Source organism: Flavobacterium crocinum, from assembly GCF_003122385.1.
Lineage (GTDB): Bacteria > Bacteroidota > Bacteroidia > Flavobacteriales > Flavobacteriaceae > Flavobacterium > Flavobacterium crocinum.
The window spans coordinates 4,301,887-4,314,875 of record NZ_CP029255.1; the positions used below are offsets into that span (position 1 = coordinate 4,301,887).

Consider the following 12,989-nt stretch of genomic DNA (forward strand, 5'->3'; position numbering starts at 1 on the left):
AAAACTTAACTGACTTAATTTCTTAATGGTAAAAAGCTCACTTCGGTTTCCAATCTTTAAAAATTGCTTTCATTGAATACTCCTTTTTAATTTGTTCCGATGAAAGCTGATGCGACCAGCTTACTCTTGCTTCTGTATTAGCTCCTTTTCCTGTTGATTGGTATTCGGCATAAAAAGCGGTCTTTTCTGCTTCAGGTTTTCCCCAATTGTGCCAACCCAAAGGTTTTATGTGTGAATCCATTTCACATTTTATAAAAACAGTTCGGGCATAATTTCTCCAAGGCCTTCCTAAGAAATAAGAAGCATCTCCTGAATTGGTTGTTAGTTTACAGTTTAGAAATACAAAACCGCATGAATTCGATTCCGGAGTATTTGCGGCAGTGATATAAGAACCTCCTTTTTTAGCGAAGATTTCACATTGGTCAAATAGGACTGTTGAACCTCCGAAAATGAAATCGGTCGTTCCTTCGATATAACAATTTTTATAGTATTGTCTACTGTTACTTTCTCTTGGGTATAAAGTATCCTGAAAACCTAAGAACTTACAATTATCAAAAATGATTCGGTCTCCGTCTATTCGTACCGCAACGGCTTGTCCGACTGGGCCTGATGAATTTTCAAAAGTGATGTTCTGCGCTTTAAAATCGTTTCCTGTCACAATAAAACTAGCCGATCCTGAAGTTCCAATTGTTCCTCCTGTTCCATTTGATTTTGAAGCAAAATCATCATAAGTCAGAATCACTTTTTCTTTGCTTTCTCCAATCAGAGTAATGTGATTTTTATCTAAAGGCAATTCCAGCTTTTCTTTGTAAATGCCGTTTTTGATAAAGATTGTGGTCTCCGTTGTTTTCAAAGAGGCAACCGAATTAAATGCCTCCTGAACCGTTTTAAAATCTCCCGTTCCATTTGCATCCACTACAATATCATATTTAGATTTCGCTTCGTCTGTTTTAATCCTATTAGAATTTCCATCTAAAGAAAAATGGACAAAGAAAACTACCGTTGTTAGAAGATTTAGAATCATAGTTTTTTTTAATTAATCTTCACTTCATTTTTAACCGCTTCCAGGACTTTTACATCTTTATCCCAAATCATTTTTCTGCCTTCGCTATTTAATGTAATATCCTTTGTAGCTGTTCCGCCAACCCAGAACATTTGATTTTCTCCGGTCGATTTAAAGCCCTCAATATTTACATTCTGACTGTTCGAAAAACTAACCGCAATTCCCGGTTTATCCAATCTTAAATCCAAACCTTTGAATTCGATTTTACTGGTATAATTCATCTGAATGCCAACATCTGAACGAATAATCATATTCTCGAACACAATACCTTCAACAGGCATTTCCGGAATTCCCATAATTTTCATTGCCTGAGAAGCTCCGTTTACATAAATGTTTTTGAAATACATATTTTTGAATGCAGGTGTTTCTTCAGAAACGGGCTCTTTTGCCACTGCTACTTCGCCTGTCTCTTTATCTTCTGTTAATGATTTTCCGAAATAATACAAATTGAAGTTGATGGCATCTGTTGGAATATTGTTCATTCGGATGTCTTCCATCCAGATATTCTCTACGACTCCGCCACGTCCTCGAACCGATTTAAAACGAAGTCCGCAGTCTGTTCCGTTAAACGTCAGGTTTTTGGCATAAATATTTTTAACTCCGCCCGACATTTCACTTCCAATGGTAAATCCACCGTGTGCGTGATACACAACACAATCTGTAATGACGAACAATTCTGTTGGTTTTCCTCGGTCTCTGCCTTCTTTGTCTTTTCCTGATTTAATACAAATCGCATCGTCTCCTACGTCAAAACGGCAATTGGTTACCGATCCGATTCTACAGGATTCTAAATCCAGTCCATCGCCATTTTGAGAATACCATGGATTACGAATCGTCAAATTGCGCAAAGTAAGATGTTCACACATTAACGGATTGACATTCCAAGCAGGAGAATTCTGAAATGTAACACCGTCTAAAAGCAGTTTTTTACAATTCACAAAATTGACCATAACGGGACGAAGCGCTTCTTTATAAGGCTCCATATTTTCTACGGTTTGTTTTTTAGGCAGTTTGTCTTTTTCTTCATTCCCCAAATAAGCTCCTTTTGACGGATACCAGATTTTACCGTCTTTGGATAAAACACCACCCGATTTTACCAGTTCATCCCATTGCCCGGCAGTCATTTTTCCAATTTTGACTGGTCGCCATTTAGCCCCATTTCCATCAAAAATACCTTCTCCGGTAATGGCAATATTTTCCAGATTAATTCCCATAATAGGCGATTCACAGCGAATGACTTTACTTCCTTCAAAATAAGATTCAATCAGTTTGTATTGTTTTAAATCACTTGTAAAAGAAACAAATGCACCATTTTGAGTATGGAGATTTACATTGCTTTTCATTTTTATCGGCCCCGTTGTCCATAAACCAGCCGGAATTAAAACAACACCTCCGCCAGATTCTGAACATTTGCTGATCGCATCGTTAATGGCTTTGGTACACAATGCTTCAGTATTTGGAACTGCGCCAAAATCGATAATATTTAAAGTGTCTTTTTTAAAAGTCGGAATCTGTATTTCAGGCATTTTGAACGGAATCTTCAAAGCGGAACTTTTTTCAGTAACATTTGAAGCTACTTTCTTTTGACTCACACAAGACAAGGCAGTAAAAAGAAATACTGTTATCAAAAGTCTATTTTTTATTTTTATCATAACTAATTGTTGTTTTGGGAAACATTATTTTTTGTCTAAAACTTTTTGCAATTCGATACCTGCCATAATGAAAGGTCCAACAGCTTTTGCATCGTCATCTCTGATAGGTTCCGAAATATAATATTCAAATGAGCCATCTCGGTCTTTGGGATTTTTCCCTCCTAATCCGGCTACGGCACAGCATTTTGTTATAGAAACAGTTCCGTCCAGGTTTTCTTTGATGAACTCTTTCTGAATTCCGTTAAAACCAATTCTAGCCGACTTCAGAAATTTTTCTCCTACATACCCTTTGTTATATGCTTTCGCGAAAGCATACACAAACATGGCTGAACAAGTTGATTCCAGATAATTTCCTTTTCGTTCCGGCTGATCCATAACCTGCCACCAAACTCCTATTTTTTTATCCTGAGCTTTTAGAACAGCTCCATAAACTTTTTGAAGAATTTTTATTAAATCTTTCCGTTTTGGATGATTCTCAGGGACAAAATCCAAAATATCAACCAATGCCATACAGTACCAGCCTTGCGCACGCCCCCAAACATGCGAGGAAGTTCCTGTTTTTTTATTCGCCCAAAACTGAACTTTTTTTTCATCGTAACCATGAAAGTTTAAACCTGTTTTAGGTTCATAAGTATGTTTCTGAATTAACTCTGCCTGTAAAATAGCGTCATCAATCGCCTTCGGATCATTAAAAACTAATCCGTATTGCGCTGAAAAAGGATCAGCCATATAAACACCGTCAAGCCACATCTGCCACGGGTAACTTTTCTTATGCCAATAACCGCCGTCTGAATTTCTTGGGTGTCTTTCCAATTGTTTATGAAGCATATCCAGTGCTGTTTTATAGCGCTCATCTTTGGTTTTAGTATAAATCTCAAAAAGTATTTTTCCTGAATTGATTAAATCCAAACTGTATTTCTCGAGTTCGTAACCTCCACCTATTTTTCCGTCTTTATCAATAAGCTGTTCGGCATACGAAATTCCGTAATCCCAATATTTTTGTTCTTTCGTATAATCAAATAATTGCTGATTCGCCAATGTTACCAGACCATTCGTATAATTCCATTTAGGGAATTTCACGCCATCCAGATAAACCGGATTTGGAATACGCTTTTGATCGGAATAGGCCATTTTCTTAGCCCATTCAATTGGTGTTATTGGTGATTGTCCAAATGAAACCAAATGAACGAACAAAGCGAGAAAACAATATTTTATTTTATATATCATAATTCTTTAATTTTCTTCTACTCTAAACCAATCATAATCGGCATAATCGCTTTTGTTACTGAGGCAAAAAATCAGTACATAGAAGTATCCTCAACCACAAGGATACTTCCTGAGTACTGAAACCACTTAACTTAATTAACAAAATTTATGGCAACCATCTTGTATCTCCTACTCTGTTGGTCACAATTGGAGAATTAGAATCTTTAATCATCAGATTTCCATTGGCCGGATCGACAAATAAATTCTGTGCACTGATTCCTAATTCTGTTCCTTGAATAGCAGAAGCTCCAAGCAGATAATTTGTTGTTGTATAGTTATTACCGTATGTAGAAGTTGTATTGGCTCCAATAGCCTGAATCACTTTTCCGCACGCCGAAGCTAACAACACATTTTTAAAGATCAGCGTAGATCCAACAGCAGACGGAATATTAATTAATGCTCTGTTATAAGCATAATCGTAAATCGTAATATTTTGATATTCCAAATGAATTGGATAAGCTGATGTACCGTAATCCCAAAGATTTTTAAAGTTTCGGTTTTGATCTGTTGTCTGATAGTAATCTCTCATGAAAGTACAATTCGAGAAAACCGCTTTTTTCACATTATCAGCTCCGGCAGAACCAAAAGCAAATGTTCCGTACGGCCCGGTGTGACCTCCAACCTGATCAAACGTACAATAACTCATATCAAAATTTCCGATTTCTTTGTATTTACCATTCCCCTGATGTCTCCAGAAACCACGTTTGAAATAATTGAAAACACAGTTATAGAAAGTAATCTCATCAATTTTCCAGGCTGTTCCACTGTTAAAGAAATAACTCGCATCGATAGTTTGATAGAAACGGATATTCTCAAAAGCAAGAGAAGACAAATAAGAACCTTCGGCAATATTCCAGTTTCCGTTCATTTCAATCTGAGGGCGTTCTCCCTGCGTTCCTCCAGTCAGTTTAAATCCTTTTGAGATAGTAAACGGAGTAATTTTAAACAAGGAACCTGCTTCAAGGAAATATTCTGTTCCTTCCGGAATAGTTGGATCGTCATTATTGGTTCTCAATAAAGCATCTAGATCCATTCCTTTTGTTACAATAATAGTAGAAGCTGAAGGCCCTGCAGAACGGAAAGAAACCTGATTGTATGGTTTATCATAACGTCTCGGTTTAATATTATCGAAAATGTTTAAGTTGTATAAAGTATTCTTTTCTAAACCGGTAACGGTAGCTTCTCCTTTAGACATTTCATCGGCTGTTAATTTACGTCCGATAGCTGGAAGCTCTAATGACTGTGCCGGCTGTACCGAAATACTGTCTACAGGATTTTTTGAAGAAACCGCCCAGGTTACTGTAACATCTGTTTCCGTGATATTTACTCTTTCTACTGCATTTAAAATAGGATCAAAAGGCGGACGATCTTCTGTCAGGGCATTTGTGTAAGCCCATTGTGAATTGTGTGCTCCGTTTACATGGTTTGATCTTACCCTGATATAAAACTGGGTTTTATACGGAATATCATCCATTAAAATCTGCGTATCTGTTGTCGTGTACGATTTGTACAAACTTTTGTAATAATTGTCTAAATGTAATTCTACTGTATAAGACGCCGCGTCGTTTACTTTGTACCAAACCACAGCAATTGAATTACTTTTTACCAAAGGCGCTGCTAGCACAAATTTTGGCTGAAATAAATCTTCTACAGGTTTATAGCGAAATTCGTCATTGTCGCAGGATTTTAGTATTTCTCCAAAAACAATCAATCCGATAAGGGATAAAATATAAATTAGTTTTTTTGAATTTTTCATGATTGATTCAATTAAAAATTAAAACCATAATAATTTTGAATGGCTCCGCGATGATCTGTAATCACCTTTGATGGATAAGGACATAAATAACGCAACGGATTATTTGGTGAAACCGATGAAGCGTTATTGTAGTTAATGAACCCTCTAAAACTCCATTTGATTTCGTTTATCGGTTCGTAACTCGCCGTATCATTATTTAAGGAATACCAGCTAATCGCAAATGGATGTACGGTATAACCTGCAGGATTTGCCGTCAGGATTTGATTAATTCCCTGTATATCCAGAATTTTTCTGCCTGAATTAGCAGGATCATTAACCAATTTATAGTAGACATTGCCCGGAACCTGATCTATTCCCGGAACATACGCTCCGTTTGCTACACGTCCCCAGTTGAATAATTTGTAATATTGGTTGTAAACCACTTCACTATATTTATTCCAGCGTGCTAAATCGAATTTACGTTTACTTTCCCCTCCAAATTCCCATTTACGTTCGTCCATAATCGCTTTAAAGAATAACTCTGGAGAAGATTGAGCGTTTACATAATTATCAACTTTCATTCCCCAATCTGCTTGTGCGAAAGCTCTTCTTCTTACACGTCTCAGACATTCTTTAGCATCTTCACGTGGGCCAAAACGTTCGTTTACAGCTTCGGCATACATTAACAATACATCGGCAAAACGCATCCAGGAATAATTAACTCCCGTTCCTTTTTCGCTAGTGCCCCCTAAAGGACTGGTCATGTATAATTTAGACCATTTTCCAACGGCTAAACGAGCTATCCCCAAACGCATTTCCTGATTTAGATTTAAATCGTAACCATAAGGTGCACAAGTAACATCTCTTCTCAAATCTTTATTATCAAATGAAAAAAGGTATTCCCCGCATAAACTTAGACTTCCCGAAGCAGATCCGTAAGGATGATTCCCGGACGCAATAGGAATTCCGGCTAAATAACCGTATTCTCCGGAAGAGTTTTTCAACATGGCGATAGAGAAAATCACATCATCATTAACCGGAGTTTCCCAATTGTTTTGTTTGATCCAGAATTCTCTGAAACCTAATTTCAAATCGTGTTGTTTTCCCTGAATTACTTTGTCTAAATACTGAATAGCAATGTCATAATATTGCTCATAGTTTTTTCCTCTTTCCATGTGACCAATGTTCGCTGGATTATTTTCGTCCGGGCGAAGTGTCCATCCACCACGAGTTAAAGCCAATAAACCAATTAATCCCTGATTGAAACTTCTTGATGCACGTTCTACGCCATAGTCCAATTCACTGGCATTTTTCATCAAAGGTTCAACTGACTTTAAATCGTCAATTAGGAATTCTAAAATGGTATTTCTATCCGTAACTCCCACAGCAAAATTTTCATCTCCTGTTGAAGATTTAGTTCTAAAAACAACATCTCCCCAGATACGAATCATATCCAGATAAACCATTGCACGAATAGTTTTTACTTCACCATACATTTGCATTACGTTAGAAGGCTGTGTTTTTGGATCTGTTTTGTATAAATCTGAGCTTTCAATTCCTTCAATAACGTCATTCGCCATATTGATAATTTTGTACATGGCACTCCAGGTTGAGTTTAACGTTGTCCAATAAGGTTTTGGATCATAACAGGCAATGTCTGAACCATTTCCGTTTACTGTATTGGTTCCAACACCAGCCATTTCTACATCGGTATTGGTATTAAAAACAAAAGCAATACGGTTGGAATAGGCATCTTCTGCAAGCATCAGGGTATAAACTCCTGCAACAGCAGACTGCATGTCTTTTTCTGATTTAAAAACTTCTGCCTGAGTAAAACCCGATCCAGGCTGTACATCTAAATAATCTTCGCAGGCTGTAAAAGTCAGCGCAAAAATCAACAGAAAACTTAATACTATATTTTTCATCATTTTGTGATTTATTCGTTTAATTAAAATGACAGCTGTACTCCAAAAGCGTAGTTACGCGTTCTTGGATAAGCGTTATAATCAATGTTTGGTGTAAGACCTGTTTCTAAATTGATATCCGGATCATATCCTGAATAGTTTGTCCACACAAATAAGTTACTTCCTGTAGCATACAATCTTACTCGGCTTAATCCTATTGCTTTACTTTGTTGTTTTGGAATTGTGTAACCAATACTCAGCGTATTTAATCTTAAGAAAGAACCATCTTCAACTGCATAAGACATTGCAATTGGACGACCAATACTTACCGGATTCCACATCGTAGCATTTTCGTTTTGTTTTGCCAGTAATTCAGGAGAATAACGAAGATCATTCCCCATATCGTCATAATTTCTCCAGCGTTTATCCAATCCTACTTCCATTCCAAAATTGTTTTGGTTGTTTTGGAAGAAAGAAGTCATCATAATCTTATTAGCATTGTACACATCAAAACCATACATGAAATTGAAGAATGCTGTTAAATCGAAGTTTTTCCAAACGGCATTCACACCAAATCCACCAGAGAAATCAGGATTTGTATCTCCGATCACTTTTCTGTCTTTATCTCCAATTACATAGCTGTTTGGGTCTGAAGGATCAGTTGGAGTTAATTTTTTAAACTTTGCACTTCCCGGAACCGGCTCTCCTGAAAGGTTTTTTGAGTTGGCAACTCCTTCTTTTAGTTTCCAAACTCTGGTTACAGCATCAAAAGATTCGAAATCATCCATTGTATAGAATCCGTCATTTACGAAACCGTAAATCAAACCTTTTGTTCCGCCGACATATGCACGGTAATCATCGTCATTTAATAACTGCGTTCCTGCCCAGCCCGAACTTAAAATCCATTCCTGTTCTCCGCTTGCCAGTTTGTCAATTTTATTTTTGTTGTAACCAATGTTGAAAGTCAGATCAACCTGAAAGTCTTTTTTTCTAATTACACTTCCGTTAAGCGCCAATTCAACACCTTTATTAGAAGTCTGTCCAACATTCGTCATCATTTTGGTAAAACCGGAAACCGAAGCGATATCAGAAGGCACCAATAAATCTTTTACTTTATTGTAATAGAAATCAAGTGTTCCTGTTAATCTTTCTTTGAAGAAACCAAAATCAAGACCTGCGTTAGCTGTATAAGTTGTCTCCCACTTTACGTTTGGATTGTTCAGATACTGACTGTTGTAAAAATTATAATAATATTGATTTTGCTCTCCCCAGCCTATAGAACGATCTCTGGAAACACCATAATATTTCGCATATAAATCGGCTTTAATTCTGTCATTTCCTGAAGCTCCATAACTCAAACGAAGTTTAAGATTAGAAACAGTCTGACTTTCCTTTAAGAAACTTTCGTTTGAAATTCTCCAGGCAAAAGCTCCTGCAGGGAAAACGCCCCATCTATTATCCGGACCAAACTTTGTAGAACCATCGGTACGAACCGTGAATGTAAATAAGTAACGATCATCATAACCGTAATTGGCTCTTCCAAAAAAGGAAGCGATTCTGTTTGGAGATTCAGCCAATGAACCATTGTCGAAAGGAGTTCCTAATGCCAAGTTATCCAAAGCTTTTGGGCCCGAAATATCGTCAGGAAAATAACGGGAACGGTAAAATTTAGCCTTAGATTCCTGATCTTTGATCTCTTGTCCGATCATCAACTGAAAATCGTGACGCTCTTTTACTTTGAATCCGTAGTTTAATACGTTATTCAACTGCCAGCGTGGCGATTGTGTCATCGACCAATATACTACTGGTAGATTGTTATTATCGGTTGCCGTACGCGTATCGGTTCCCCAAAAACGTCCGTCTTCTGCATATTTGTATTCGTAACCAAAAGAAGAACGTAATGTCAGTCCTTTTTGGATTGTCCAAGTCAAGGCTCCTTGTGTATTAAAAATTCTCGTAATACGTTTACGGTAATTCTTTTCTGCTTCTTCCAACGGGTTAAAACGAGGTTTTGTTTGATAGTCTTCCGGATCAAAATAAGTGTTGTCATCCGGTAAAGTCATATAATCTTCCAAACCTCCTGTTGGTGCTTCGCGTAAAGCTCTAAGGAGACTCACGCCATCTGTACCAGAACCATCAATAGTCTGATTGGTTAAACGCGTCTGATATTCGAACAAAAGATTATCCGTCAGCTTGGTATTCATAATCAGGTAAACATAATTCTGACGCATTCCTGTTCCTACTAAAGCTCCAGGCTGATCCTGATTTACAAACGTGAATTTGAATTTTGTTTTTTCGCTTCCGCCGTTCACATTGATATCAGTATATCTGGCAATTGGGTTGCTTCCGAAAATTTCGTCCTGCCAGTCTGTACCTTTGTTTCCTTTATAAATATATAATTCGTTAGCTTTTCCATACTGATTATAAAATGCGGTTGGATTAGAACTTCCTTTACGCGCATTCTCATACTGCAACATCACAAACTCATACGGATCCATTACATCCAAATGATTGGCAAGCGTTTTAATCTGGGTATAATTATGAATGTTTACCTGAACTTTTCCTGCTTTTGGCACTTTAGTAGTAACAATAATAACTCCGTTTGCTCCTCGCGCACCATAAACCGCTGTTGACGCCGCGTCTTTTAAAACTTCTACCGATTCAATATCAGTTGGCGGAATATCATTTAGATTCGCAACTTCAAATCCATCGACTAAAATCAAAGGCGAATTGTCTTCTGTAATAGATCCTCCACCACGAATTCTAATCTTTACCTCTGCACCCGGCGAACCATCAACAGTAGTAACCTGAACTCCGGGAAGTCTTCCTGTCAAAGCTTCGGCCACGTTAGCAGTTGGCACTTTTGCCAGTTCCGTTCCTTTTATACTGGCAACGGCACCTGTTAAGTTTTTACGTTTTTGTGTACCGTAACCAATAACGACAACTTCATTCAATTCACTGTTCGATTCTTTCATCTGAACTGTAATTCCGGAAGTACGTCCTTTTACCGCTACAGTCTCATCGGTTAACCCAATAAATTTGACAATCAAAACTGCTGTTGCCGGGTCATTTACCGGGATACTGAATTTCCCGTCAAAATCGGTAACGGTATTAGTATTTTCATTCTTTACAATAATGGTTGCGCCGGGAATAAGCCCCATGTTATCCCTTACTGTACCGCTTACAGTAACACGCTTCTGAGCATAAGCACTAACTGTCAAAAACAGTACGACTAAAATGCTCCAGATATATTTTTTCATCTTCATAACTAGAATATTTCTTTAATTATTTTTAAAGCCTTAAAAGTGGATTTTTACAAGGAACTGCAAGACATTACGATGACAATACATCGTACTGCGTGTTCCTGCCTTTATGAAATCCATCAAAGAGGCTTAGTATGTTTTGCAAGTATTTTAGAAAACAGCATTTTAAAGTGCGTTCAAATAGAAATCAGCATTTGTGACTTTACTGGCTTCAATGGCAAAAGTTCCTTCGATCTCTTTTGTTTTGACAACCTGCTGATTTTGATCTAAACATTCGATTTTAATTCGGACATTGTTTGCAGGATCACCAGTTTGAAACAGAATAAAATCTTCTGCATAATTTACACCACCACTGGTTGTGGCTTTGCTTCTGGTTACGAACATGTCTTCGTTGATATAAGTTCCGTCCAAAACTTTGTAACCGCTTCGTTTTATAGAAATAGTAGTTTTAATAGTCGTGTAACTTTTATCCGCATTTAAATCCAAAGATTTTAAACGAAGTATTCCCGTTCGAGTTTTAATGTTCAGCGTAAGCGGTTGATCAAATGGCGAAGCATAAGGCATCGCGTCCGAAAGATTCACATGCTGATTGGCCAATGCCGGCTGTTGCACAATAAGGTCATTCAGATTTGTTGGAGACGGAATCATCTGTTCCGGATAATCTGAGGCTACAAATTTGTATTTTCCGTCATTTAGTGAAAAAGGATAAAGCGAACTGTAGTTGGCAAAATATTCTCCGTTGTCTTTGTACACAAAAAGCGGTCTTGTAGAAATTCCGACATTCAGGTTCCAGGGCACATCATTTAATTGAAAATCTAATAGTTTTACTGTAGAGCTTTCGTATTTAAAATCGTCACTTGAACAAGAACTTAATATTGAAAGCAATACTCCTGCTCCAAATATTAATTGTTTCATGATTTTCATAACAGCAAAATTTAAAGATGACTACTATTTTGCTTTTCGAACTTTCTACAGCTACAGTTTGTAGAATTTGGTTTTGAGAGTTGAGTTAAGATTTTGGTTTGGTTCATAATTTTGGTTTTAAGGTTAGTTAGTAAAATCATTTCCGATTATGAAGCAAAACTAGATATAGCGTATTGTATTGAGGGGTAAATTTTGCTTTTCGAAAAGGGTTAAATTGCTATTTCACCCTAAAAGCATAAGTTTTTATTAATTATCAATGCTGTTTTTTATTTTATGCAAAAAAATATTCACAAATAAAAACACATATCACAATACAATTCTCAAATATTGAACAAACAAAAAAATAGCAATCTAATAGTGCCCTGGAGGGGCATAATATTTATAGAAATTCAATTATACAGAGCAAAAAAAAGCTCCAGCGGAGCGACATATTACCCACAATGTAAATAATTATGTCGCTCCGCTGGAGCTCTTAAACAGATAACGAATACTATTTCTATAAATATTTCGCTTCTCCGAAGCTTTATTTTTAAAAGCAAAAAAAGGTCATTAAAAAAAAACCGTGTTTTTGATATAATGTTTTTCAATCTAATAGTGCCCCGGAGGGGCATAATATTTATAGAAATTAAATTATACAGAGCAAAAAAAAGCTCCAGCGGAGCGATATATTACTCACATTGTAAATATTTATGTCGCTCCGCTGGAGTTCTGATGCAGATAATGAATACGATTTCTATAAATATTTCGCTTCTCCGAAGCTTTATTTTTAAAAGCAAAAAAAGGTCATTAAAAAAAAACCGTGTTTTTGATATAATGTTTTTCAATCTAATAGTGCCCCGGAGGGGCATAATATTTATAGAAATTAAATTATGCAGAGCAAAAAAAAGCTCCAGCGGAGCGATATATTACTCACATTGTAAATAATTATGTCGCTCCGCTGGAGTTCTGATGCAGATAATGAATACGATTTCTATAAATATTTCGCTTCTCAGAAGCTTTACTTTTAAAAGCAAAAAAGGTCATTAAAAAAAAAACGCATTTTTGATATAATGTTTTTCAATCTAATAGTGCCCCGGAGGGGCATAATATTTATAGAAATTAAATTATGCAGAGCAAAAAAAAGCTCCAGCGGAGCGATATATTACTCACATTGTAAATAATTATGTCACTCCGCTGGAGTTC

The 12,989-nt window shown here is 36.7% G+C and carries 7 protein-coding genes; all 7 read right to left on the reverse strand.

Annotated features, from left to right (window positions below):
- Positions 1-37: 37 nt before the first annotated feature.
- The 7 genes from HYN56_RS19085 to HYN56_RS19115 all read right to left on the reverse strand — a co-directional run bounded on the left by HYN56_RS19085 (position 38) and on the right by HYN56_RS19115 (position 11,798).
- Positions 38-1,024 carry a pectinesterase family protein gene (locus HYN56_RS19085; protein WP_109193634.1) on the reverse strand — a complete coding sequence of 329 codons (987 nt, stop codon included), beginning with the start codon at positions 1,022-1,024 and terminating at the stop codon, positions 38-40.
- Between the two features lie 8 nt (positions 1,025-1,032).
- On the reverse strand, positions 1,033-2,715 hold the full coding sequence (locus HYN56_RS19090; protein ID WP_109193635.1) for a glycoside hydrolase family 28 protein: 1,683 nt from the start codon (positions 2,713-2,715) through the stop codon (positions 1,033-1,035).
- 24 nt (positions 2,716-2,739) lie between these two features.
- Positions 2,740-3,942, reverse strand: a complete 1,203-nt coding sequence (locus HYN56_RS19095) for a glycoside hydrolase family 88/105 protein (RefSeq protein ID WP_109193636.1) — start codon at positions 3,940-3,942, stop codon at positions 2,740-2,742.
- A 145-nt stretch (positions 3,943-4,087) separates the two neighbouring features.
- Positions 4,088-5,737, reverse strand: a complete 1,650-nt coding sequence (locus tag HYN56_RS19100; protein WP_109193637.1) for a DUF5123 domain-containing protein — start codon at positions 5,735-5,737, stop codon at positions 4,088-4,090.
- 11 nt (positions 5,738-5,748) lie between these two features.
- Positions 5,749-7,641, reverse strand: a complete 1,893-nt coding sequence (locus HYN56_RS19105; protein WP_240622588.1) for a RagB/SusD family nutrient uptake outer membrane protein — start codon at positions 7,639-7,641, stop codon at positions 5,749-5,751.
- Positions 7,642-7,664: 23 nt separating this feature from the next.
- Positions 7,665-10,886 (reverse strand): SusC/RagA family TonB-linked outer membrane protein, encoded by a 3,222-nt coding sequence (locus HYN56_RS19110; protein WP_240622589.1) that lies wholly within the window; start codon positions 10,884-10,886, stop codon positions 7,665-7,667.
- A 162-nt stretch (positions 10,887-11,048) separates the two neighbouring features.
- On the reverse strand, positions 11,049-11,798 hold the full coding sequence (locus tag HYN56_RS19115; protein WP_146194611.1) for a hypothetical protein: 750 nt from the start codon (positions 11,796-11,798) through the stop codon (positions 11,049-11,051).
- Positions 11,799-12,989 lie beyond the last annotated feature (1,191 nt).